20 protein-coding genes are annotated in these 24331 nt (G+C 69.5%); 12 read left to right on the top strand and 8 right to left on the bottom strand.

Translation table 11 applies throughout. From position 1 onward, the window contains the following. The 3 genes from ABL844_RS30350 to ABL844_RS30340 all read right to left on the bottom strand — a co-directional run bounded on the left by ABL844_RS30350 (position 1) and on the right by ABL844_RS30340 (position 2844). A complete protein-coding gene (locus ABL844_RS30350; protein ID WP_418129940.1) occupies positions 1 to 951 on the bottom strand; it encodes an FAD binding domain-containing protein in 951 nt (316 codons plus the stop codon). Further along, positions 948 to 1598, bottom strand: a complete 651-nt coding sequence (gene paoA / locus ABL844_RS30345) for an aldehyde dehydrogenase iron-sulfur subunit PaoA (RefSeq protein WP_418129939.1) — start codon at positions 1596 to 1598, stop codon at positions 948 to 950. Before paoA ends, ABL844_RS30350 begins: the two co-directional genes overlap by 4 nt. A 265-nt stretch (positions 1599 to 1863) precedes the next feature. Then, positions 1864 to 2844, bottom strand: a complete 981-nt coding sequence (locus ABL844_RS30340; RefSeq protein WP_418129938.1) for an AraC family transcriptional regulator N-terminal domain-containing protein — start codon at positions 2842 to 2844, stop codon at positions 1864 to 1866. Positions 2845 to 3164: 320 nt separating this feature from the next. On the opposite strand from ABL844_RS30340, the gene ABL844_RS30335 reads away from it, so the two are divergent. The 7 genes from ABL844_RS30335 to ABL844_RS30305 all read left to right on the top strand — a co-directional run bounded on the left by ABL844_RS30335 (position 3165) and on the right by ABL844_RS30305 (position 11541). Next, on the top strand, positions 3165 to 3797 hold the full coding sequence (locus tag ABL844_RS30335) for a response regulator transcription factor (RefSeq protein WP_126021223.1): 633 nt from the start codon (positions 3165 to 3167) through the stop codon (positions 3795 to 3797). After that, positions 3794 to 4495 carry an alpha/beta family hydrolase gene (locus ABL844_RS30330; RefSeq protein WP_418129937.1) on the top strand — a complete coding sequence of 234 codons (702 nt, stop codon included), beginning with the start codon at positions 3794 to 3796 and terminating at the stop codon, positions 4493 to 4495. The genes ABL844_RS30335 and ABL844_RS30330 overlap by 4 nt, the downstream gene beginning before the upstream one ends. A gap of 142 nt (positions 4496 to 4637) precedes the next feature. Continuing rightward, positions 4638 to 5672, top strand: a complete 1035-nt coding sequence (gene xylF / locus ABL844_RS30325) for a D-xylose ABC transporter substrate-binding protein (RefSeq protein WP_418129936.1) — start codon at positions 4638 to 4640, stop codon at positions 5670 to 5672. A 162-nt stretch (positions 5673 to 5834) separates the two neighbouring features. Then, complete coding sequence (locus ABL844_RS30320) at positions 5835 to 7031, top strand: sugar ABC transporter permease (protein WP_418129935.1); 1197 nt, start codon at positions 5835 to 5837, stop codon at positions 7029 to 7031. 1 nt (position 7032) lies between these two features. Next, entirely contained in the window at positions 7033 to 7836 is an 804-nt protein-coding gene (locus ABL844_RS30315) for an ATP-binding cassette domain-containing protein (RefSeq protein WP_418129934.1), read from the top strand. A 28-nt stretch (positions 7837 to 7864) separates the two neighbouring features. Next, positions 7865 to 9031, top strand: a complete 1167-nt coding sequence (locus ABL844_RS30310; RefSeq protein WP_184639581.1) for an ROK family transcriptional regulator — start codon at positions 7865 to 7867, stop codon at positions 9029 to 9031. A 68-nt stretch (positions 9032 to 9099) separates the two neighbouring features. Beyond that, positions 9100 to 11541 carry a membrane-bound PQQ-dependent dehydrogenase, glucose/quinate/shikimate family gene (locus ABL844_RS30305; protein ID WP_418129933.1) on the top strand — a complete coding sequence of 814 codons (2442 nt, stop codon included), beginning with the start codon at positions 9100 to 9102 and terminating at the stop codon, positions 11539 to 11541. Between the two features lie 7 nt (positions 11542 to 11548). On the opposite strand, the gene ABL844_RS30300 is transcribed toward ABL844_RS30305, so the two are convergent. Then, complete coding sequence (locus ABL844_RS30300; protein WP_184639585.1) at positions 11549 to 12829, bottom strand: helix-turn-helix domain-containing protein; 1281 nt, start codon at positions 12827 to 12829, stop codon at positions 11549 to 11551. A 131-nt stretch (positions 12830 to 12960) separates the two neighbouring features. Between ABL844_RS30300 and ABL844_RS30295 the strand changes: the two genes are divergently transcribed. Continuing rightward, entirely contained in the window at positions 12961 to 15075 is a 2115-nt protein-coding gene (locus ABL844_RS30295) for a PQQ-dependent dehydrogenase, methanol/ethanol family (protein WP_418129932.1), read from the top strand. Between the two features lie 170 nt (positions 15076 to 15245). Here the strand turns inward: ABL844_RS30295 and ABL844_RS30290 are convergent, their stop codons facing one another. Next, positions 15246 to 16220: a tripartite tricarboxylate transporter substrate-binding protein gene (locus ABL844_RS30290; protein ID WP_418118357.1), complete on the bottom strand. Its 975-nt coding sequence runs from the start codon at positions 16218 to 16220 to the stop codon at positions 15246 to 15248. A gap of 242 nt (positions 16221 to 16462) precedes the next feature. Between ABL844_RS30290 and ABL844_RS30285 the strand changes: the two genes are divergently transcribed. After that, positions 16463 to 17929: an NAD-dependent succinate-semialdehyde dehydrogenase gene (locus ABL844_RS30285; RefSeq protein WP_418129931.1), complete on the top strand. Its 1467-nt coding sequence runs from the start codon at positions 16463 to 16465 to the stop codon at positions 17927 to 17929. A 135-nt stretch (positions 17930 to 18064) separates the two neighbouring features. Continuing rightward, positions 18065 to 18640: a type 1 glutamine amidotransferase domain-containing protein gene (locus ABL844_RS30280; protein ID WP_126021234.1), complete on the top strand. Its 576-nt coding sequence runs from the start codon at positions 18065 to 18067 to the stop codon at positions 18638 to 18640. Here ABL844_RS30280 and ABL844_RS30275 read toward each other — a convergent pair. Next, positions 18585 to 19817, bottom strand: a complete 1233-nt coding sequence (locus ABL844_RS30275) for a citrate synthase (protein WP_418129930.1) — start codon at positions 19815 to 19817, stop codon at positions 18585 to 18587. The two genes, ABL844_RS30280 and ABL844_RS30275, sit on opposite strands and share 56 nt — an antisense overlap. Before the next feature lie 82 nt (positions 19818 to 19899). Here ABL844_RS30275 and ABL844_RS30270 point away from each other — a divergent pair, with 82 nt between their 5' ends. Further along, on the top strand, positions 19900 to 21021 hold the full coding sequence (locus tag ABL844_RS30270) for a citrate synthase/methylcitrate synthase (RefSeq protein ID WP_418129929.1): 1122 nt from the start codon (positions 19900 to 19902) through the stop codon (positions 21019 to 21021). Positions 21022 to 21124: 103 nt separating this feature from the next. Then, on the top strand, positions 21125 to 22144 hold the full coding sequence (locus tag ABL844_RS30265) for a hypothetical protein (RefSeq protein WP_418129928.1): 1020 nt from the start codon (positions 21125 to 21127) through the stop codon (positions 22142 to 22144). Here the strand turns inward: ABL844_RS30265 and ABL844_RS30260 are convergent. Together ABL844_RS30260 and ABL844_RS30255 are read right to left on the bottom strand one after the other, a co-directional pair. Continuing rightward, complete coding sequence (locus ABL844_RS30260; RefSeq protein WP_418129927.1) at positions 22135 to 23385, bottom strand: phenylacetate--CoA ligase family protein; 1251 nt, start codon at positions 23383 to 23385, stop codon at positions 22135 to 22137. The genes ABL844_RS30265 and ABL844_RS30260 overlap by 10 nt on opposite strands. A gap of 49 nt (positions 23386 to 23434) precedes the next feature. Next, positions 23435 to 24247 (bottom strand): ABC transporter ATP-binding protein, encoded by an 813-nt coding sequence (locus ABL844_RS30255; protein ID WP_418118348.1) that lies wholly within the window; start codon positions 24245 to 24247, stop codon positions 23435 to 23437. Between the last annotated feature and the right edge of the window lie 84 nt (positions 24248 to 24331).

Here is a 24331-nt window from a genome sequence, read left to right as displayed (position 1 = left end):
TCAGCTCCTCGCTTGCGTGATGGCGGCGGCCAGCGCGCGCTCGGCGAGCTGCAGCTTGAACGCGTTCTCGTGGGTGGGCTGCGCGTCGGCGAGCAGCCGCGCGGTCACGGCCCTGGCGCCTTGCGGCATGGCGGTCTCTGCAGCCTCCACGCGCCACGGCTTGTGCGCGACACCGCCGAGCGCCACCCGGCCGGAGCCGTCGCGCTGCACGATGGCCGCGACCGACACCAGTGCGAAGGCATAGGAGGCGCGATCGCGGATCTTGCGGTAGACGTGCGTGCCGCCCACGGGCCTGGGCAGCGTGACGCCGGTGATGAGCTCGTCGCGCTCCAGCGCCGTCTCGACGTGCGGCGTGTCGCCTGGCAGGCGGTGGAAGTCGGCGATCGGAATCACGCGGGTGCGTCCGTCGGGCCGCACGGTCTCGACGGACGCATCCAGCACGCGCATCGCCACGGCCATGTCGCCCGGATTCGTCGCGATGCAGGACTTGCTGCCTCCGATCACCGCGAGCTGCCGCGTCACGCCGCCGATGGCGCCGCAGCCGCTGCCGGGGCGGCGCTTGTTGCACGGCTGGTCGGTGTCGTAGAAGTAGGGGCAGCGCGTGCGCTGCAGCAGGTTGCCCGCGGTGGTCGCCTTGTTGCGCAGCTGGCCCGATGCGCCGGCCAGCAGCGCGCGGGAGAGCACGCCGTAGTCGCGGCGCACGCGCTCGTCGGCCGCCAGGTCGGTGTTGCGCACCAGGGCGCCGATGCGCAGGCCACCCTCGGGCGTCGGCTCGATGCGGTCCAGCGCCAGGCCGTTCACGTCGACCAGGTGCACCGGTGCCTCGATCTGCAGCTTCATGAGGTCGAGCAGGTTGGTGCCGCCGGCGATGAACTTCGCGCCGGGCCTGCCCGCGACGGCGGACGCCGCCTGCGCCGGGGTCGCGGCGCGCTCGTAGGTGAAAGCCTTCATGCTTTGCTCCCCGCCACTTCCGTGATGGCATCGACGATGTTGGAGTAGGCGCCGCAGCGGCAGATGTTGCCGCTCATGCGCTCGCGCAGTTCCTCCGCCGAGAGAATGGGGCGCGCCGTGAGGTCGGCGCTCACGTGGCTCGGCACGCCGCGCCTGACCTCGTCGATCACCCCGACCGCCGAGCAGATCTGGCCGGGCGTGCAGTAGCCGCACTGGTAGCCGTCGTGCCTGACGAAGGCGGCCTGCAGCGGATGCATGCCTTGCGGCGTGCCCAGCCCTTCGATGGTCGTGACCTGCGCGCCCTCGTGCATCACGGCGAGCGTCAGGCAGGAGTTGATCCGCCTTCCGTCGACGATGACCGTGCAGGCGCCGCACTGGCCGTGGTCGCAGCCCTTCTTGGTGCCCGTCAGGTGCAGGTGCTCGCGCAGTGCGTCGAGCAGGGTGGTGCGCGTGTCCAGGTCGAGTGCCTGCGCCGTGCCATTGACGTTCAGCGTCAGCTTCATGCGCGAGCCGCCCGCGGCCGCTGCCGGGGCCGCGGTCTGCGCCGACGCGGGCGGCGCGGTGGCTGCCGAGACCGCCGCGGCGGTTGCGGCGCCGACGATGAGCGCGTCGCGCCGCGAGATCAGTTGTGTCGTGGGACTGTCCATGTCAGCTCCTGCTGTTCGAGGTTCGTGGGGATGGCGAATACTGCTGATAGCGCGTGCCATGGGCGGTGGCGGTAGGAAAACGGCTGCTGTTGCCCCCTGCCCGCGGCCCGTGGGGCTCCCCGCTTCCGAAAATGGTTCTCACCTTGGGAAGCCGCGGGGGCAGACCGGCCGATTCCCATTCTTCTGAAGCCGCGCGAGGATCGATAGCGCAATCCTCTTCATTTCTTGCCCGATCCGATGAGGCAGCGGGCGCGGGTGCGTGGCGTCAGGCCGGCCCTTGCCCGGTGCCGGCTCCGTCGATGCCCCCGGCACCCGCGCGCGCACCGCCGCGCAGCACCTCGATGTCCCGCCTGGGCGGCGCGCCGAACAGGCGGCTGTACTCGCGGCTGAACTGCGACGGGCTTTCGTAGCCGACCTGGAAGGCCGCGCTCGCTGCGTCGAAATGCTCGTTGAGCATCAGCCGCTTCGCCTCGTTCAGCCGCAGCCACTTCTGGTACTGCAGCGGACTCATCGCCGTCAGCTGGCGGAAGTGGTGGTGGAAGGTCGGCGCGCTCATCTGCACGCGGGCCGCGAGCTCGTCGATGCGAAAGGGGGAGGCGTAGTTCAGCTTCAGCCAGTCGATGGCCCTGGCGATCCGGTGGCCCTGCCCGTCGACCGAGGCGATCTGCCGCAGCCTCGCGGCCTGGTCGCTCATCAGCAGCCGGTAGTGGATCTCGCGATGGATCATCGGCGCGAGAACGGGAATGGCCTCGGGCTCGTCCAGCAGCTCCACCAGCCGGCCGATGGGCGCCAGCAGCGCGGGCGTCGCTTCGCCGAGTCCCACGCCGATGCCGATGGGGCGCTCGCGATGCGGCGGCAGGTTGCCCTGCGCGATGAGCTCGGCCAGCACGCGCACGTCGAGCTTGAGCATCAGGCCCAGGCAGGGCTGCCGCGGGCTCGCCGTCTTCACTTCGGAATTCGCGGGCATGTCCAGCGAGGTGATGAGGAACCGCGAGGTGTCGTACGGATAGGCCTCGCCGCCCACCCACATCTGCTTGGCACCCTGCGCCACGAGCACGATGCTCGGTTCGACCATGCAGACGGCGGGAGGCGCGGGAGACTCGCGCCTGAAGAAGCCCAGGCTGGCGATGGGCGTGTCGTAGTCGCCCGGCAGCGGCGTGCGGGCATTGATGATCCGCGCCATCGCCTGCTGCAGCGCCCTGCACCGCGCTGCGGCGTCCGCGTCCTCGTCCTGACTGGGGGCCATCTTGCTTGCTTCGAACCTTTGCGCAGGACTCTACCCGCGGGGCGCTTCGTCATCCACAAAAGAGCCGCGCCCCCGCAGGATCGGGCAAGAAATCCAGAGGAGTGAGCAAGCCTTCGCATCCCTCGGCGCAGCGGGCACCTGCCTGCCCTCCTACATCGTTGCGAGACGTTTCTGCGAACGCGTGCAGGACAAATGCCCGACCCGCCTGGCGAGGCCCCGCGGCGCAAGGGCCTGTGGCATCTTCACCTACTCATTCCGTCTGCCGGCCCGCGTGCCGGCTCGCGGCCATCCACCAAACACAGCGCAGGAGGCACATCACCATGATCAAGATCGGCATCGTCGACGACCACGCGGTCGTCCGCACAGGCCTGAAGTCGTTCTTCTCCACTTTCGTCGACTTCCGCGTGGTCGGCGAGGCCGGCACCGGCCGGGAGGCCATCGACCTGGTGCGCACGGCCGATCTCGACGTGCTGGTGATGGACCTTTCCATGCCCGGCCAGAGCGGTATCGACGCGCTCGCGATGGTGCGCGCCAAGGCGCCCGACCTCGGCGTGCTCATCCTCAGCGGCTATCCCGAGGAGCACTACGCGGTGAACCTCATCCGCCAGGGCGCATCCGGCTACCTCAACAAGGAATGCGAGCCCGAGGAGATCGCCAAGGCCATCCGCACGATCGCGCTGGGCCGGCGCTACATCTCGCCCTCGGTGGCAGAGCTGCTCGCAGGCCAGCTGGAGCGCAAGGACAACGCGCCGCCGCACGAGCACCTGTCGGAGCGCGAATTCCAGGTGTTCCTGAAGCTGGCCAAGGGAGAATCGGTGGGCGCCATCGGCGAGGCACTGTCGCTCTCGGTGAAGACCATCAGTACTTACCGCACGCGGCTGATGGAGAAGATGAACCTTTCCACCAACAGCGACCTGACCTACTACGCCATCAAGACACAGCTCATCGATTGACGAACCCCGAGGCGACGACCGCAACGACAAGGCAGCTGCGCATTCCGGTGACCGATGAGGTCGCCGTGTCCGCGCTCGCGGTGTCGCCGCCTTCGCCCGAGGCCTGCTGCGTGCTGGCGCATGGCGCCGGTGCCGGCATGACGCATCCGTTCATGGAGGCTGTGGCCGACGGGCTCGCGCAGCGGCGCATCGCCACGCTGCGCTACCAGTTTCCCTACATGGAGCGAGGCAGCAAGCGCACCGACGCGCCGGCGCTCGCGCATGCCACCGTGCGCGCGGCGGTCGATTGCGCGGCCTCGCATTTCGGCGGGCTGCGCCTCTTTGCTGGCGGCAAGTCGTTCGGCGGCCGCATGACTTCGCAGGCACAGGCACTGGAGCCGCTGCCGGGCGTGAAGGGGCTGGTCTTCCTCGGGTTTCCTCTGCACCCTTCGGGCGCGCCATCGACCACGCGCGCGGAGCATCTGCACGATGTCGACGTGCCCATGCTCTTCGCGCACGGTCCGCGCGACACGCTGGCCGAGCCGCGCGAGTTCGATGTCGTCACCCGCTCGCTCGGCCCGATGGCCAGCGTGCTCGAGATAGACGGCGCCGACCACTCCTTCAGCGTCCTGCGGCGCAGCGGTCGCACGGATGCCGAAGCGCTCGACGAGCTGCTCGACGGCATCGCCGTGTGGACGCAGGCCTGGCGCATCGGCTGAACGAACAAACCCTTGCAAGCCGCTCCGGGAATTCCCGGATGCCCACGATCGCACCTCGATGGGATAGTTAGTTCGCCCTTCAAACTAACTAATTTCTTACACGGCTGGCGCCTGCGGGCGACTCAACTCAGGAGAGACATCGATGCGACTGAAACAAACCCTGGCCGCCATGGCCTTCGCCACGGCACTCGGTTCCACGGCCGTGGGCGCGATGGCGCAGACCGTGGTCGGCGTGAGCTGGTCCAACTTCCAGGAAGAGCGCTGGAAGACCGACGAGGCCGCCATCAAGGCAGAGCTGGAGAAGCTCGGCGCCAAGTACATCAGTGCCGATGCGGGCGGCTCGCCCGAGAAGCAGCTGGGCGACATCGAGGGCCTGATGTCGAAGGGCGCGAAGGCGCTCATCGTGCTGGCGATGGACAAGGACGCCATCCTGCCGGCCGTCACCAAGGCCACGCGCCAGAAGGTGCCCGTGGTCGCCTACGACCGCCTCATCGAGGCGCCGGGCGTCTTCTACATCACCTTCGACAACGTCGAGGTCGGCCGCATGGAGGCGCGCGAGGTCTTCAAGGTCAAGCCCAAGGGCAACTACGTGATCATCAAGGGCTCGCCCAGCGACCCGAACGCCGACTTCCTGCGCGCGGGCCAGCAGGAAGTGCTGGATGCCGCCATCAAGAAGGGCGACATCAAGATCGTCGGCGACGAATACACCGAAGGCTGGAAGCCCGAGGTCGCGCAGAAGAACATGGAGCAGATCCTCACCAAGAACGGCAACAAGGTGGATGCCGTGGTGGCCGCCAACGACGGCACGGCCGGGGGCGCTGTGGCCGCGCTCACGGCCAAGGGCATCCGCGGCATTCCGGTGTCGGGCCAGGACGCCGACTTCGCGGCGCTCAACCGCATCGCGCTGGGCACGCAGACCGCCACCATCTGGAAGGACTCGCGCGAGCTCGGTCGCGAAGCCGCCCTCGCCGCCGTGGCGCTGGCCGCCGGCAAGCCGGTCGACAAGGCCGCGCCGTGGGCCGGCGGCGCCAAGAAGATCTCGTTGTCCTCGCGCCTGCTGACGCCGGTGCCGATCACGCGCGACAACCTCGACGTGATCGTCAAGGCCGGCTGGATCAAGAAGGACGAGCTCTGCAAGGGCGTGTCGGGCGCCAGCGCACCCGCGGCCTGCAAGTAACGACGCAACGCAACGCGTCGGCGCCATCCCCGGAAACCCGGAAAGCGCGCCGGCCTTTCTTCTCTCTCCCATGCAACGCATCCGACTGCCGGCCCTCGCGGGCCCGGCTGGCGGGCGCTTGCGCACCCACGTAGTCCCGTGTACTCCCAAAGGGCCTGAAACATGAGCAACCCATCACCAACACCGGGCTGGTGGCGCCGCACCGGCGTCGACCTTCGGCTCATCCTGATGTGCGTGCTGCTGGTCAGCATGGCCGTGGCCTTCAGCGTCATGTCCGGCGGCGTGTTCCTCTCGCCCGAGAACCTCTACAACGTCGCGCAGCAGACGGCGGTGGTGGGCATCGTCTCCACCGTGATGGTGCTCATCATCGTGGCGCGGCACATCGACCTGTCGGTGGGCTCGGTGATGGGCTTCGTCGGCGTGCTCATCGCCTACCTGCAGTACACCTCGGGCTGGTCGTGGCCCACGGCCTGCCTCGCGGGGCTCGCGGTGGCGCTCTTGGTGTCCATCTACCAGGGCTGGCTCACGGCGGTGCTCGGCGTGCCTTCCTTCGTGGTCACGCTGGGCGGCCTCATGTCCTTCCGCGGCGCGGCCTTCCTGGTGGCCGACGGCAAGACGCAGCCGGTGAACGACGAATTCTTCCAGCGCCTGGGCGGCGGCTACGACGGCGGCATCGGCGTCACCGCGAGCTGGGTGCTCGCGGTGCTGGTGGCACTGGTGCTGTTCGGCCGCATGGTGCAGAAGCGCCGCGCGCGCCAGCGCTACGACATGCCCACCGAGGCGCTGTGGCTCGACGTGCTCATCACAGCGGTGCCGGTGGCGGTGGTGTTCGGCTTCGCATGGGTCATGAACAGCTACCAGATCTCCTCCAAGAGCGAGCCGCAGGGCATTCCGATCCCGGTGCTGATCTGGGCCGTGGTGGCCATCGTGCTGTCTTTCATCGTGCATCGCACGCGTTTCGGGCGCTACGTGTTCGCGATGGGCGGCAACCCCGACGCGGCGGCGCTGGTGGGCATTCCGGTCAAGCGCGTCACGCTGATGCTGTTCGCGCTGCTGGCGGTGCTGGTCACGGTCGCGGCCATCGTGTCGATCGCGCGCCTGAACGCCGGCACCAACTCGCTGGGCACGGGCATGGAGCTGTACGTGATCGCCGCGGCCGTCATCGGCGGCACGGCGCTCGCGGGCGGCAGCGGCTCGATCTTCGGCTCGGTGCTGGGCGCGCTCATCATGCAGTCGCTCGACAGCGGCATGCTGCTGCTCGACGTGCCCATCGGCAAGCGCATGGTCATCATCGGGCAGGTGCTGATCGTGGCGGTCGTCTTCGACGTGCTGTACCGCCGCAAGTTCGGAGAGAACTGACATGGACACCAACATCGACACCTCCAAACCCCTCGTCGAACTGCGCGAGATCCGCAAGGCCTTCGGCGGCGTGAAAGCTGTGGACGGCGTGAGCGTGAACCTCTACCCCGGCGAGGTGGTCGCGCTGCTGGGCCACAACGGCGCGGGCAAGTCCACGTTGATGAAGATGCTCGCAGGCGCCTACCCCATCGACTCGGGAGACACGCTGATCGCGGGCGAGAAGGTCAACATCCGCACGCCGGCCGAGGCGCAGGCGCAAGGCATCGAGACCATCTACCAGACGCTCGCGCTCGCCGACAACCTCGACTCGGTGGCCAATCTCTTCCTCGGCCGCGAGAAGATGACGCCGTGGAACACGCTCGACGACCACTTCATGGAGGTGCAGGCGCGCAAGGTGTTCCAGCGCCTGAACAGGAACTTCACCAACATCCGCGTGCCGGTGCGCCGGCTCTCGGGCGGGCAGCGGCAGGTGGTGGCCATTTCGCGCGCGCTGTACTTCAATGCGCGCATCCTCATCATGGACGAGCCCTGCGCCGCGCTGGGCCCCGAAGAAACGGCGATGGTCGGCGGCCTGGTGAAGCAGCTCAAGGCCGACGGCGTGGGCATCTTCCTCATCACGCACGACATGCCCGACGTGTTCTCGCTGAGCGACCGCCTCGCGGTGATGAAGAACGGCAGGCTCGTGGGCACCTACCGCACCGCCGACGTGACCGAGGACGAGGTGCTCGGGATGATCATTGCCGGCAAGCGGCCCGAGGGCAAGGAGCAGGCCCATCACGCCGATACCGCGGCGGCACCCGCCTGACGCACAGGTAGACGGAGACAGACCCGACGTGACCACCACGGCCGACCTGCAACTGGTGAAGCGCATGAACCGCAGCGTGCTGCTGCGGCTGCTGCGCGCGCAGCCCGGCCTTTCGCGCGCACGGCTGGCCGGCGAGAGCGGCCTCACCAAGTCGACCGTGAGCCTGCTGGTGCGCGAGCTGATCGACGAGGGCTGGCTCAGCGAGGCCGGCGCGACCGTGGCCGACGGGCTCGGCCGCCCCTCCACGCCGCTGCAGATCGACGTGGGCGTGCGCGCGCTCATGGGCGTGGAGATCGCCGTGGAGACCGTGCGCCTCGTGTGCATGTCGCTGCAGGGCGAGGTGCTGCATTCGCAGAGCCACGACCTGACCGACGGTTCGCCCGCCGGCGTATGCGCGCAGGTCGCGCGCATGGCGGCGGCCGCGCACGCGAAGCTGCAGCAGCTCGGCCTGCAGCTGTCGAGCATCGGCGTGTGCGTCCCCGGCGCGGTGGACGACTGCACCGGCGTCGTCCGCTTCGCGCCCAACCTCGGGTGGCGCAACGTGAGCCTGCTGCCGGCGCTCGAGAAAGCCTTCGCCGCCGTCGGGCTACCCGGGGTGACGGTGCAGCTGCAGAACGACGCCGATGCCGCCGCGCTGGGCGAATACGAGTTCGCCTCCAGTGTCGGCCAGGAGGGCGAAGACCCGCTGATCTTCGTCAACTGCGACGTGGGCGTCGGCGCGGGCGTGGTGCTCAACGACCGGCTCTTCACCGGCGCGCAGGGCATGGCCGGCGAGATCGGCCACACCATCCTCCAGCTCGACGGACCGCTGTGCTCGTGCGGCCGTCGTGGCTGCGCCGAGGCCTTCTTCGGCTCGCGCGTGCTGGAGCGCGAAGGCGCCGATCTGCCGCGCGCCGCCGCATTCTTCGGCGTGCTGCTGCAGAACCTGTGGGTCACCTTCAATCCGCGCGCCATCGTGCTCGGCGGCAAGGCCTGCGCCGACCACAAGGGCTTCGCGCAGGCTGCCTTCGAATGCATGAAGCGGCATGCGGACGACGCCGGCATGCCGGCGCCGGACCTGCGCACAGCGCGCTACGGCGAGCTGGCGCCCGCGGTGGGCGCGGCGGCGCTCGCGCTGCACGAATACTTAAGGCCGCTGCAGCCCGATGCGAAGGCACGCAGGGCGCGCGCCGCGCAGGTTCTCGCCGCCACCTGAGCCTTCGGCCTACGCGCGGGCTGCCCGCAGCGGTCTAGCGTTCGGACTCCGTCCCTGGAGTTCCCGCCATGAATCCGCGCCCGTCCGCCGAGCCCGCCCGTTCCGCTTCCGTGTTGCTGGCCGCGATGGCCGTGCTGATCGGGCTTGCAGGCGTGGCGCTCGCCGTGGCCGGTGCATGGCTGATCGCGCTCGGCGGCTCGTGGTACTACCTCGTCGCGGGACTGGGCCTGGCGGCGGCGGCGCTGCTGTTGCGGCGCGGCGGCGGTGCCGGGTTGATGGTGTACGCGGCGGTGGTCCTGCTCACGCTGGCCTGGGCACTGTGGGAGGTGGGGCTCGACTGGTGGCCGATGGCCGCGCGCGGCGACGTGTTCTTCGTGATCGGCCTGCTGCTGCTCACGCCGTGGGTGGCGCGTGCGCTCGCCCTGCGCAATGCCGCGGGCGTTGGAAGCGCGCGCGCCGTGCTCGGCGTGGTGCTCGTGGCCTTCCTGGTGGCGGCGGTGTTCTCGTGGATGCGCGATCCCCGCCGCATCGAAGGCATCTCGCCCCCGGCCGATGCCACGGCCGCGACGGCGAGCCCGCCCGTGGGCCCCACGGCCGCGGCGGACGAGTGGACGGCCTACGGCGGCACCGGCTTCGGCCAGCGCTACTCGGCGCTCGACCAGATCACGCCGCAGAACGTGAGCCAGCTCGAGGAGGCCTGGCACTTCCGTACCGGCGACGTGCGAGGCCAGCCGGGCGACCCCGAGGAGACGACCTTCGAGGTCACGCCCCTGAAGATCGGCGGCAGGCTGTTCCTGTGCACGCCGCACCAGTCGGTGATCGCGCTCGACGCCACCACCGGCCAGCAGGTCTGGCGCTACACGCCCCAGATCGCGCGGCCGCTCGCGCTGCAGCACCTGACCTGCCGGGGGCTCTCGTACTACCCGGGTGCTGCGGCGGCGCCATCTGCCGGAGCCACGCCCGCATCCGCATCCGGGTCGCCGGCCGCCTGCGACGCGAAGCTGTTCATGCCCACAGCCGATGGCCGCGTCATCGCGCTCGATCCCGCCAGCGGCCAGCCCTGCCCGGCCTTCGGCGGCGGCACCGGCCAGATCGATCTCTGGAAGAACATGCCGAACGTGAAGGCAGGCTCCTACTACTCGACCTCGCCTCCGGTCGTGACGCGCTCGCTCCTCATCGTGGGCGGTACCGTGCTGGACAACGTCTCGACGAAGGAAACCTCCGGCGTGATCCGCGCCTTCGACGCGAACACCGGCGCGCTGGTGTGGAACTGGGACTCCGGCAACCCCGAGGACACCGCCCCCATCGCGGCCGACCGCACCTACACCGCCAATTCGCCCAACAGCTGGTCGATCTCCAGCGTGGACGAGGCGCTGGGCCTGGTCTACGTGCCCATGGGCAACCAGCCGCCCGACCAGTGGGGCGGCGCGCGCAGCGAAGGCGCGAAGAAGTATTCGTCGGCGGTGGTGGCGCTCGACCTGGCCAGCGGCCGCGTGCGCTGGAGCTTCCAGACCGTGCACCACGACCTGTGGGACTACGACGTGCCCGCGCAGCCCAGCCTGGTCGACCTGCGCGTGGGCAGCGAGACCGTGCCCGCGCTGGTGCAGCCGACCAAGCAGGGCGAGCTCTTCGTGCTCGACCGCCGCAACGGCAAGCCGATCCTTCCGGTGAACGAGCGCGCCGCGCCGCAGGGCGCCGCCGCGGGCGACGTCACCGCGCCGACGCAGCCGTCATCGGCCCTGTCCTTCGATCCGCCGGCGCTCAAGCCCTCGGACATGTGGGGCGCCACGGTCTTCGACCAGCTGGCCTGCCGCATCGCGTTCCACCGTCTGCGCTACGAGGGCCGGTTCACCCCGCCCTCGACCGAGGGCTCGCTGATCCATCCGGGCAACTTCGGCGTCTTCAACTGGGGCGGCGTGGCGGTCGATCCGCGCCGGCAGATCGTCTTCGCCACGCCCGCGTCGCTGGCCTTCGTCTCCAGGCTCGTGCCGCGCGCGGACGACACCTCGCTCTACGTGCAGGGCAAGGAACGCCCCAACGACAGCCTCCCGGCGCTCAACGAGAACTTCGGCGCGCCCTTCGCGGTGAAGCTCAGCGCCTTCACCTCGGTGCTCGGCCTGCCGTGCCAGGCGCCGCCCTGGGGCTACGTCGCCGCGGCCGATCTGCGCACCGGCCGGGTCGCCTGGATGCACAAGAACGGCACGGTGCGCGACAGCTCGCCGCTGCCGCTGCCCTTCGCGATGGGTGTGCCCAATCTCGGCGGGCCCATCATGACGGCAGGGGGCGTGGCCTTTCTCTCGGGGACGCTCGACCAGTTCGTGCGCGGCTACGACGTGAACGACGGCAGGGAGCTCTGGCGCAGCCGCCTGCCGGCCGGCGGACAGGCCACGCCAATGACCTACCGTGGCGCCGATGGGCGCCAGTACCTGCTGGTGGTGGCCGGCGGCCACGGGTCGCTCGGCACGCGCACCGGCGACCATGTGATCGCCTACGCGCTGCCCAGGCGCTGAACGGCCTTCAGTCGCGTGCGTCGGCCACGGCCGCGGCTTCGTCGCGCCAGCCCCGCAGCCGCCGGTAGAGCGTGCCGCGCGACACGCGCAGCTGCCGCGCCGCCTGCGACACGTTGCCGCCATGCGCGGCGAGCGTCTCCTCGATCAGCTTGCGGCTGTGCTCGCGCAGCGTGGTCTGCTCGTGCGGCGCTGCCTCGTCACCATCTGCGTGTTCGCTGGCCTGTGCGGCCGGCATCGCATCGTGCCGCTCGATGGCCAGTGGGGCAGCCTCGCCCGGCATCGCCACTGCGTGCCGGAAGTCCGCGCCATCCGCGCCGCCCTTCAACTGTGCCTGCACCCACACGCCAAGGCCGCTTGCCAGCCGCAACGGCTGCGCAGCCTCGCGTCGGCCCAAGCGCAGCAGGCTCGCAAGATCGTGCCCCAGCAGGAACTCCACGTCGCGCTCGTCCGCCGCCTCGGGCAGCCGCCCCAGCAGCCGCGCGCCCGCGTTGTTGAGCCAGGCGATGGTGCCGTCGGGCGCGATGCCGGCCAGCGCCTCCAACGGCGTGCCCAGCAGCGTGGGGCTGGCCTGGAAGCGCAGGATCAGGTGGTCGCGCGACTGCGCCTGCAGCAGCCGGTTCTCGATGGTGGTGGCGTACAGCGACACCATCGACGCCGCGTCGAAGCCGAAGCGCCGCGCCTCCACCGTGAGGTCGAGCACGCCGGCGAGCTGCCCTGTCACATCGCGTATCGGCGCGGCCGCGCACTGCATGTGGCACAGCAGGTCGAAGTAGTGCTCGGCGCCGTCGACGGTGCAGGCCTGCCCGGTGCTCGCCACGATGCCCGGCGCGGTGGTGCCGACGATGTGCTCGGCAATGTTCACGCCCACGCGCGCGGTCTTGCGCAGCACGGGCTGGTGCGCGGCGGCGGGATGCTGCGTGACGTGCACCACCACGCCCTCGCGGTCGGTGAGGATCACGCGGCAGTCGGTGCCCGCGAGCGCGTGCTCCATCTGCCCGAGTTCCTGCCGCGCCGCTTCGAGCAGCTGGCGGTTGCGCGCGAGCGTGGCGTGCAGCCGGCTGGGTGTGACCGGGTCGAAGGGCACGATGCGCTGGCGGTCGGCGTGGGTGCGGCTGCAGCGCATCCACGACTGGATCACCGCCTCGCCCACCAGCCCCGAGGGGCGCACGCCTTCCTCGAAGAACTGCCGCCGCGCGAGCGCCACGCGCTGCGCGGGCGTGCTGGCGAAGAGCTGGCGCGGGGCATCGGGTGTACCGATTCTTCCGACAAGGCTTCTGTCGAGGGCCATGGGTGAGCTGCCTCCCGGTTCAGGACCAGCGTCGAATGTGTTCCGCAATGGAACAGCGCCGGACTGGGGAAATCCCGAAGATGAACGCGCGGCCCGTCCCGACGATTCTTGGCGCACAAAGGAGACCTGCGATGAAAAAAACACACTCCGGGCTGCTCGTGCTCGCCGGCGCATTGCTGTGCCTGGGCGCCACCACCGCAGCCACGGCCCAGAACGCACAGGACCGCGCGGCAGCCGCTACGAAACGCGTCGACGGCGGCTTCATCCGCGCCAACGCCGCGCAGAAGAAGACGCCGGACTGGCCCAGCGTGGGCCTGGACTATTCGGAATCGCGGTTCAGCCAGCTCGACCAGGTGAACGCCGGCAACGTGAAGGACCTCGGGCTGGTCTGGTCGTACAACCTCGAGTCCACGCGCGGCGTCGAAGCCACGCCGCTGGTGGTGGACGGCATCATGTACATCACCGCCTCCTGGAGCGTGGTGCACGCCATCGACACGCGCACCGGCCAGCGGCTGTGGACCTTCGATCCGCAGGTCGACAGGTCCAAGGGCTTCAGGGGCTGCTGCGACGTGGTGAACAGAGGCGTCGCGATCTACGAGGGCAAGGTCTACGTGGCGGCCTACGACGGGCGCCTGATCGCGCTCGATGCCGCCACCGGCCAGAAGGTCTGGGAGAAGAACACCATCGAGGGCCAGAAGGGCAGCTACACCATCACCGGCGCGCCGCGCGTGTTCAAGGGCAAGGTCATCATCGGCAACGGCGGGGCCGAATACGGCGTGCGCGGCTTCGTCACCGCCTACGACGCGAAGACGGGCGACCAGAAGTGGCGCTGGTTCGTGGTGCCGGGCGACCCGGGCAAGCCCTTCGAGGACGAGTCGATGGCGCGCGCCGCCAAGACCTGGGACCCCAGTGGCAAGTACTGGGAGGCCGGCGGCGGCGGCACCGCCTGGGACAGCTTCGCCTTCGACCCCGAGCTCAACCTGATGTACGTGGGCACCGGCAACGGCTCGCCCTGGTCGCACAAGGCGCGCAGCCCCAAGGGCGGCGACAACCTCTACCTGGGCTCGGTGGTGGCGCTCGACCCCGACACCGGCAAGTACAAGTGGCACTACCAGGAGACGCCCGGCGACAACTGGGACTACACCTCCACGCAGTCGATGATCCTCGCCAACGTGAAGATCGGCGGCAAGCAGCGCAAGGTGCTGCTGCATGCGCCGAAGAACGGCTTCTTCTTCGTCATCGACCGCACCAACGGCAAGTTCATCTCGGCGAAGAACTTCGTCGAGGTCAACTGGGCCACCGGCTACGACAGGAACGGCCGCCCCATCGAGATCGCCGCCGCGCGCGACGCCACCAAGCCCGGCGACAGTATCCCCGGGCCCTTCGGCGCGCACAACTGGCATCCGATGTCGTTCAACCCGCAGACCGGCTTCGCCTACCTGCCCGCGCAGCATGTGCCGATCAACCTCATGGACGACAAGGACTGGAAGTTCGACGAGAACGTGCCCGGCCGTCCGCATTCGGGCCTGGGCTGGAACCTGGGCAAGTTCGCCAACGCCGAGCCTCCCAAGAGCAAGCCCTTCGGCCGCCTCGTGGCATGGGACCCGGTGGCGCAGAAGGAAGCCTGGGGCGTGGACTATGCATCGCCCTGGAACGGCGGCACCCTCACCACCGCCGGCAACCTCGTGTTCCAGGGCACGGCCGATGGCCGCCTGCTGGCCTACAACGCGAAGACCGGCGAGAAGCTCTGGGAAACGCCCACCGGCACCGGTGTGGTTGCCGCGCCATCGACCTACATGGTCGACGGCAAGCAGTACGTGTCGGTCGCGGTGGGCTGGGGCGGCGTCTACGGCCTCGCGCAGCGAGCCACCGAGCGGCAGGGGCCGGGCACGGTCTACACCTTCGCGGTGGGCGGTACCGCCAAGATGCCCGAGTTCGTGCAGTACCGCATGGACAAACTGGTGCAGGGCGTGAAGTACGACCCCGCCAAGGTCCAGGCCGGCACCATGCTCTACGTGAGCAACTGCGTGTTCTGCCACGGCGTGCCTGGCGTGGACCGCGGCGGCAACATCCCCAACCTCGGCTACATGGACGCGGCCTACATCGATAACCTCGACAAGTTCGTGCTCAAGGGCCCGGCCATGTCACGCGGCATGCCCGACTTCACGGGCAAGCTCTCGAACGACGACATCGAGAGCATCAAGGCCTTCATCCAGGGAACCGCCGACGCCATCCGCCCGAAGTAGAGGACGCAGCAGCACCAACAAAAAAGAAAGCCGCCGTCCCAAAGGACAGCGGCTTCAATTTGTCAATTCCAGGAACACCGAGGAACCGGCTTCGCCGGGCCTCAGGTGTTGCCCCCGGAAGGGGGTTGGCGTAGCGACACGAAGTGCGCGCAGCCTGGAGGCGAACTCAGTCAATCGGCGTAGACGCCGGCGGCCTTGATGATCGGCCCCCACTTCGCGATCTCGGCCGAGACGAACTTCTTGTGTTCCGCCGGCTCGGTGCGCTTGTCGGTGGTGATCACCGCGCCCAGCGCCTCTTCACGCTTGATGAAGCCGGGGTCCTTCATCGCGGCCTTGATGGCTTCGTTGAGCTTCTTCAGCACCGGCGCGGGGGTGCCCTTGGGCGCGTACACGCCGTGCCAGATCGTCACTTCGAAGCCCTTGAGGCCCGACTCGTCCAGCGTCGGCAGGTCCTTCAGCGCGGGGGTGGTCAGGCGCTTGCTGGTGGTCACGGCGTAGGCCTTGACCTTCTTGGCCTCGATCTGCGACGTGGTGTTGGTGGTCTGGTCGCACAGCAGGTCGATCTGGCCGCCCAGCAGGTCGGCGATGGCCGGTGCGGTGCCCTTGTAGGGAACCGGCGTCATCTCGACCTTCAGTGCGCTCTGGAACAGCAGGCCGCACAGGTGCGAGGCGGCGCCCAGGCCGGCGTTGCCGAGGTTGATCTTGCCCTTGTTGGCCGCGATCCAGCTCGTCAGCTCCTTGTAGTTGTTGGCCGGCAGGCCGGGCTTGCCGATCAGCGTCATGGGCACTTCGTTGACCATGCCCAGGTACTCGAAGTCGTTCTCGACGTTGAAGGGCAGCTTGCGGTAGAGCGCCGGCATCGTCGACATGCCGATGTGGTTCAGCAGCAGGGTATAGCCGTCGGGGTTGGCGCGCGCCACCTTGGCGGTGCCGATGGAACTGCCCGCGCCGGCGGTGTTGTCCACCACGATGGTGGTGCCCAGCGTCTTCTGCATGGCTTCGGCCAGGTCGCGCGCGACACGGTCGGTCGGGCCGCCGGCGGCGAAAGGCACCACCAGCGTCACGGTCTTGCCCGCGGGGAAGTCCTGGGCGTGTGCACCGACGGCCGCGGCGGCAATCGCCGCGAGGGCGAACAGTTTCTTCATGTCGTCTCCGAAAGGGGGGAATAAAAACGCCGCGATCTTAAGGGCTGACCAGGGGCTGACCTATAGCGAATAGCCCTTAGCCAAAGGCCGTCTTGCGCACCTCGGCGGGGCGCGTGGCGGGGCTCGCAAACCCGGGCCTCGCGAACGGGTTTTGCGGTGGGCCGCTTGCGGCGATGCCGCCGGCGTGGTCCTCTCGTCCTGCAGGCCCCCTCATCCTTCCCGACACCAGGAGACCACCACCGATGCAGACCATCCAGCTCAAAGACCCGACCCTGCTGCGCCAGCAGGCCTACATCGCAGGCGCATGGGCCGACGCCGACGGCGGCGAGACCGTGGCCGTCACCAACCCGGCCAACGGCCGGCAGATCGGCACCGTGCCGATGTGCGGCGCCGAAGAGACCGCGCGCGCCATCGCCGCCGCCGAGATTGCCCAGCGTGCGTGGGCGGAGGTGCCGGCCAAGGAGCGCTGCGCCGTGCTGCGCAGGCTCAACGACCTGATGCTGGCCAATGTGGACGACCTCGCGCTCATCATGACCACCGAGCAGGGCAAGCCCATGGCCGAGAGCCGCGGCGAGATCGCCTACGCAGCCTCGTTCATCGAATGGTTCGCCGAGGAGGCGCGCCGCGTGTACGGAGACACCATTCCCGCGCCGGAGGCCGACCGCCGCATCCTCGCGCTCAAGCAGCCCGTGGGCGTGACGGCCGCCATCACGCCGTGGAACTTTCCCGCCGCCATGCTCACGCGCAAGGCAGGCCCCGCGCTCGCTGCCGGCTGCGCGATGGTGGTGAAGCCCGCCACGCAGACGCCGTTCTCCGCGCTGGCCTTCGCCGAACTGGCCGAGCGCGCGGGCGTGCCCAAGGGGCTGCTGTCGGTGCTCACCGGCTCGGCCAGCAAGATCGGCGGCGAGATGACGCGCAACCCCGTCGTGCGCAAGCTCACCTTCACGGGCTCGACCGAGGTGGGCCGCACGCTGATGAAGCAGTCGGCCGACACCATCAAGAAGCTCTCGCTCGAGCTTGGCGGCAACGCGCCCTTCATCGTGTTCGACGATGCGGATGTGGACGCGGCCGTCGAGGGTGCGATGGTCTCCAAGTACCGCAACACCGGCCAGACCTGCGTGTGCGCCAACCGCATCTACGTGCAGCGCGGCGTGCTCGACGACTTCACGCGCAAGCTGGTGGCGAAGGTCGAGGCGATGAAGGTGGGCGACGGCACCGCGCCCGGCGTCACGCAGGGGCCGCTGATCGACGCCAAGGCCGTCGAGAAGATCGAGGAGCACGTGGCCGACGCCGTGGCCAAGGGCGGCAAGGTGCTCACCGGCGGCAAGCGCCACGCGCTGGGCGGCCTCTTCTTCGAGCCCACGGTGATAGGCGGCGCCACCGCCGGCATGCTGTTCGCGCGCGAAGAAACCTTCGGGCCGCTCGCGCCGATCTTCGCCTTCGACACCGAGGAGGAAGCCATCGCCGCCGCGAACGACACCGAGTTCGGCCTGGCCTCGTATTTCTACGCGCGCGACATCGGCCGCATCATGCGCGTGGCCGAGGCACTGGAGTCGGGCATCGTGGGCGTGAACACGGGGCTCGTGTCCACGGCCGAAGCGCCCTTCGGCGGTGTGAAGCAGTCGGGGCTCGGCCGCGAGGGCTCGAAGTACGGGCTCGACGATTTCCTCGAGGTGAAGTACGTCTGCCTCGCGGGGGTCGACAAGTAGCAGCAAGCGGCTGCACATTCTTCGTAAAGGAAGTTTGCCGGCCGTCGAACTGTCCGACAGGCGGAGCCGGCGCCGGACGATGCGGCCGGCGCATGCCGGACCTAGGGTGAAGGGCTTTTGAAGGAGATTCAACCCATGCCCAACACCACCACATCGTCATCCTCGCTGGACGGAATGAAGGTTGCCATCCTCGTGTCCGACGGCTTCGAGCAGGTCGAGATGACCGAGCCGCGCAAGGCGCTCGACCTCGCCGGCGCGCAGACGCGGATCGTCTCGCCCGTCGGGCGCGTGCGCGGCTGGAACCATCACGACCCGGCGGACAGCTTCCCCGTCGACGTGCCGCTGAAGAATGCGAGGCCCGACGACTTCGACGCACTGCTGCTGCCCGGCGGCGTCGTGAACCCGGACGCGCTGCGCATCGACGAGAAGGCGGTCGCTTTCGTGCGTGCCTTCGTCGAGGCCGGCAAGCCCATCGCGGCGATCTGCCACGGACCCTGGACGCTGATCGATGCCGGCGGCGTCAAGGGCCGCAAGATGACCTCGTGGCCCTCGCTGCATGCCGATCTGAAGAACGCCGGCGCGAAGTGGACCGACGAGGAAGTCGTGGTCGACCGCAGCCTCGTCACCAGCCGCAAGCCGGACGACCTGCCCGCCTTCAACCGCGAGATGACGAAGGCCTTCGCGCTCGCGCGGGAAACCGCGGCTCACTGATCTCTTCGGCCGCGCCGGGCATCGGCCCCGTGTAGCGGGCTCGCGGACGGATCAGCTGCCCCGTGGCCTGCTGCTCCAGCACGTGCGCGGTCCAGCCGACGGTACGCGAGAGCGCGAAGAGCGTGAGCGCCGCGCCCGGCGGCAGCCTGTGCACGGCAGCGAGGGCGGCCAGCGCGAAATCGATGTTCGCGGCCTCGCCCAGCAGTCTCTCGCCGATGCCACGCAATTCCTCGAAGGCGGGCGGCAGCTCGATGTTCGCGAGCAGGGCGCCGCAGCGCGCGTCGCCGCCCGGGTAGAGCGGATGGCCGAAGGCCGCCAGCGGCCGGTCGTGCGCGAGCCACTCGCGCACCGCGGCCTCGGCGCCGATGTCCGACGCACGGTGCATCAGCGCCTGCACTGCTGCCGAGGCGCCGCCATGCAGCGGCCCGGTCAGCGTCGAGAGGCCGGTGAGCAGGCAGGCTGCCATCGACGCGCCGGTCGATGCCGTCACGCGCGCGGCGAATGTCGAAGCGTTGAGTTCGTGGTCGGCCAGCAGCACCAGGGCGCGGCGCAGGTCGTCGGCGGCGCGCGGCCGGCGCCACGCCGTGGCCAGCCGCATGTGCAGCGGCATCTCGCGCGCGGCAGGCGTGGTGCCCAGCATCGCATCGGCCAGCGCGCCGATCGCGCCCGCCGCCTCGGCCTGCAACACGCTGCGCGAGCGGCCGCGCGATGGCAGGTCTGTGGCGGCGCGCGCCGCGAGCGCGAGCAGGCCGGCCTGCAGCGGTGCGTTGCCTGAAGCAGCGGATGCGGCCGAAGCAGGAAAGCGCGGTGGCGTGCTTTCCCACAGCAGCCCTGCCACATCCTCCAGCGCGGCCTGCTCCGCCAGCACGCAGGCATCTTGCCCGCGATACAGCAGCCGCCCTTCGGCCACCGTCGATACGGCAGAGGCCAGCACTGGCTCGCCCCACTGGATCGCCTCGCTCGCCACTGTCTCGACACTGCGTCTGCCCCGCGCGCGCGCCGCGACGCGCTGCACGTCGTCGCGGTGATAGAGGCTGCGGCGCGGATCCGCCGCATCGGGCTTGGCGCGGATGCGGCCGCGGCTCACGCTCGCGTAGAGCGTCTGCGGACGCACCTGCATCAGCTCCAGCGCCTCGGTGGCCGGCAGCCACAGGGGCGTGCTTCTCTTCATGGTCATGTTGACAGAATAGATCAAGATTGACGTCAATATCCATCGGACCAGAATCGATGTCATCGTGACAACCCAGGAGCAAAGAGCGATGAACAACGATGACGGCAGCCTCGAAGGCGTGGTGGCAGCGCATACCGTGCTGTCCGAGGTGGACGGCGAGGCCGGCTGGCTGGTGATCCGTGGCCACGAACTCGACGAGATCGCGCAGCGCTGGCGCTATGAAGACGTGGTGGGCCTGCTGTTCGAAGGCTTCTTCGACACGCTGCCCGCCGCCTCGGCCCTGCGCCGCGCCCTGGGCCGCGCGCGCCGCGAGGCCTTCGAGCTGCTGCAGCCGAACGACGACGCGCAGCTGCGCCGCATGCCGCCCATCGAGGCCGTGCGCGCGCTGATGGCTCGGCTTCCCGATGGCGACGACCTGCCGACCGCGCTGCGCCTGGTGGCCGCGCCGGCCGTCTACACCGCCGCCGTGATGCGCTGGCGCCTGGGCGTGCCGGCGCTCGCGCCGGACGAGGCGCTGCCGCACGCCGCCGACATGCTGCGCATGCTGCATGGCCGTGCGCCCACGTCCGCGCAAAGCGCCGCGCTCGACACCTACCTCGTCACCGTGTGCGACCACGGCCTCAACGCATCGACCTTCGCGGCGCGCGTGGTCGCATCGACAGGCGCGGGTCTCGCATCGGCGGTGCTCGCGGGCGTCAGCGCGCTCAAGGGGCCGCTGCACGGTGGCGCGCCCGGCCCGGTGCTGGATGCGCTCGATGCCATCGGCACTGCCGCCAACGCGCGCGCATGGCTGGAGCAGGCCGTGGCCGACGGCCAGCGGCTGATGGGCTTCGGCCATCGCATCTACCGCGTGCGCGATCCGCGCGCCGATGCGCTCAAGGGCGCGCTCGGCAGGCTCGGCGAGGAAGGCAGCGTGAACGCCGCGCGCTTCGCGCTGGCCGAAGCCGCCGAGCAGGCCGCGCTCGCCATCCTGCGCGAGAAGAAGCCGGGCCGTGCGCTGGAGACCAACGTGGAGTTCTACACCGCGCTGCTGCTCGAAGCGCTGGGCTTCGGCCGCGAGAGCTTCACCTGCGTGTTCGCGGCGGGCCGAGTGAGCGGCTGGGTGGCGCATGCGCGCGAGCAGGTGAAGAAGGGGCGGCTGATCCGTCCGCAGTCGGTCTACGTCGGGCCTGCACCGGAGGAATCGGGCGAGGCCGCACTCGCGCACTGAGCCTACAGGGCGCACCCGCCGTCATCCGATACGCTCGCCTTTTCCGCATGACGCGGCCGCGCCGGCCGCGCCATGCGTCGTGAAAGGCGAAAGTATCTCTTCCATGACGGCGACTTCTTCCCATCCGCAAGCACGGCAGGCACTGCGCCTGCCGCGCGACTTCGCGCTCATCACCGTGGCCATCGACGCCGTGATGGTGCTGGTCAACATGACCCTCCAGCTCTGGCCCGACTCGCCCAATGCCGAGCAGCTGCGCAGCGCCTATGCGCTGCCGGGCGTGTGGGTCCCGATGGTGTTCAGCATCGGCATGGCCTGGGTGCTGGCGGCCGCGCTGGCCTGGAGCCACGGGCGCAATGCGCTCGAAAAGCGCGGCGTGGACAGCGTGGCACGGCTGCCCCAGCCGCGCGTGCGCTACGGCGCGGCATACGTCGTGGTGCTGCTGCTGAACTTCTACGCGCTGAGCCCGCTGCTCTACGACCTGCAGCTGCTTTTCATGCCGGGCGGGCGTTTGCACGAATCGCTGGGCGACACCTCGATGCGCGCGGCGATGCCGGTGTTCATGTTCCTGCAGTCCGTGGCCCAGCTGATCGTGCTGGTGCTCGGCTTGTGGGTCGCGGCATGGTTCGCGCTGAGAGCCGGCCGTGCCGATGCCTCGGATACGCGGGGCGATGACGTACCCGCGGCCTCTTCGCCGCGCCGCGCGGTGGCGCTGGTGGGGGCGTCGGTGTTCGCGTCGCTGCAGATGTGGAGCGGCGCGGCGCTGAGCCGCTGGAGTTCCGTGTCGCAAGGCCTGGACGGCGCCGGGCTGCTGGTGGCATGGGTAGTGCCGCCGCTGGCCGCCTTCGCGCTGGCTTTCTGGGGCGGCTGGCTGGGCGCGACGGCGGGCCTTTCGAGGGTGCGGCCCTTCAGGGCCGTGGCGGCATCGGTGCTGGCTTTCGCCTTGGTGCAGATCGGCTGCATCGCCATTGCGCTGGCCTGGCTGGCGCTGGCGGTCTGGCTGCACGGCTTCAACAGCGCGGGCAGCCTCGTCGGCTTCGCGCTGGCGCTCGTGCTGGTCTACACGCTGCTCGCGGTGCTGCTCACGCGCGCCGCGACGCGCGGCTTCTACCGCCGCTACTTGTAGCTGCGCGCGTCCTCGATCACCTTGCCGTCGTTGGGCAGCGAGCCCGCGCCCACGACGACGACCTCGCTGCGCAGCTTGGTCACCTCGCGGATCACCGCGCTCACGCGCGCTTCAAGCCCTTCGGGTGCACTGCCCGCGCATTCGAGCTGCAGCGTCATCCTGTCGTCGCCCATCTCGCCCGAGACGACGAGGCGCGCGCGCTGCACTTCGGGAAAGCGCCGCGCGATCTCGGCCACCTGCGACGGGTGCACGAACATGCCGCGCACCTTGGTGGTCTGGTCGGCGCGGCCCATCCAGCCCTTGATGCGCTTGTTGGTGCGGCCCGTGGGGCAGGTGCCCGCGAGCACGGCGGAAAGGTCGCCGGTGCCGAAGCGCACCAGCGGATAGTCGGAGTTGAAGGTGGTGACGACGATCTCGCCGACTTCGCCGTCGGGCACCGGGTCGCCGGTGCCGGGGCGCACGATCTCCACCAGCACGCCCTCGTCGAGCACCAGCCCTTCGCGCGCGCTGGTCTCGTACGCGATGAGGCCCAGGTCGGCGGTGGCGTAGCACTGCGTACCCTTCACGCCGCGCGCGGCGATCCAGTCGTGCAGGCTCGGTGGGAAGGCCTCGCCAGACACCAGCGCCTTGGTGAGCGATGGCAGCTTGACGCTCTTCTCCTCGGCCTTCTCCAGCAATATCTTCAGGAAGCTCGGCGTGCCCGCGTAGCCCTCGGGCTTGAGGTCGACCATGGCCTCGAGTTGCTGCTCGGTCTGCCCGGTGCCGCCCGCGAACACGGTGCAGCCCATGGCGCGCGCGCCGCTTTCCATGATCGAGCCCGCGGGCGTCATGTGATAGCTGAAGCTGTTGTGGATGAGCTCGCCGCCGCGAAAACCCGCCGCATGCAATGCGCGCGCGGTGCGCCAGTAGTCGCGCGCCTCGCCCTCGGGCTCGTAGATGGTGCCGGGGCTCGCGAACACGCGCGGCATCCGCGGCCCGCGCACGATCGTCGAGAAGCCGCCGAAGGGGTCGTCCGCGCGCCGTGCCTTCTGCAATTCGAGCAAATCCGATTTGCGCGTGACCGGTAGTTTCGCGAGCGCCTCGCGCGTGGTGACGTCGGCAGGCTTCACGCCGTCGAGGATCTTCGCGAAGGCGGGCGCCGCTGTCTGGGCCTGTGCGATCTGCTTCGGCAGCGCGGCCAGCAGGTCGCGCTCGCGTTCGGCGGGGTCTCGGATCTCGAGTTTGTCGTAGTGGTCGGTCATGTCCGTACCCTTTGTCTTTCTGTTCGGTTCAGCCTCCGGCGGGGGAGAGTCAGGCCAGCCACCTCTTGCGCCGCTTGTAGCTCTTGACGTCGCGGAAGCTCTTGCGGTCCGCGCCGCCGACGCCGAGGTAGAACTCCTTCACGTCCTCGTTCTCGCGCAGGCTCTTGGCCTCGCCGTCCATCACGATGCGGCCGTTCTCCAGGATGTAGCCATAGTCGGCGTAGCGCAGCGCCATGTTGGTGTTCTGCTCGGCCAGCAGGAAGGTCACGCGCTCCTTGGCGTTGAGGTCCTTCACGATCTCGAACACTTCCTCCACGATCTGCGGCGCGAGGCCCATCGAGGGCTCGTCGAGCAGCACCATGGTCGGATTGGCCATCAGCGCGCGGCCGATGGCGCACATCTGCTGCTCGCCGCCGGAGGTGTAGGCCGCCTGCGAGGTGCGGCGCGTCTTCAGGCGCGGGAAGTACGCGTAGACCTTCTCCAGCGTCTGCTGCACCGCGGCCTTGCCGTCGGTGCGCGTGTAGGCGCCGGTCATCAGGTTCTCCTCGATGGTCAGGTGCGCGAAGCAGTGGCGGCCTTCCATCACCTGGATCAGGCCGCGCTTGACCAGCTCGGCCGGCGACAGCGCCTCGATGCGCTCGCCGCGCAGCTCGATGGTGCCCTTGGTGACCGCGCCGCGCTCGCCCGCGAGCAGGTTGCTCACCGCGCGCAGCGTGGTCGTCTTGCCCGCGCCGTTGCCGCCCAGCAGCGCCACGATGCCGCCTTCGGGCACGGTGAGCGACACGCCCTTGAGCACCAGGATCACGTGGTTGTAGATGACCTCGATGCCGTTGACATTGAGGAGGATGTTGGATTCGCTCATGGTGTGGTCCGAAGCATTCGCAAGAACGGCGCACGGGGTGCCCGCCGCTCTTGCGAATGGCGGCTCTCGCGAGCCGCCACGGAA

This window comes from Variovorax sp. 278MFTsu5.1 (assembly GCF_048305045.1).
Classification (GTDB): domain Bacteria; phylum Pseudomonadota; class Gammaproteobacteria; order Burkholderiales; family Burkholderiaceae_C; genus Variovorax; species Variovorax guangxiensis.
The sequence above is the reverse complement of the archived record's forward strand: the minus strand, read 5'-3'. Positions and strand labels throughout refer to the sequence as shown.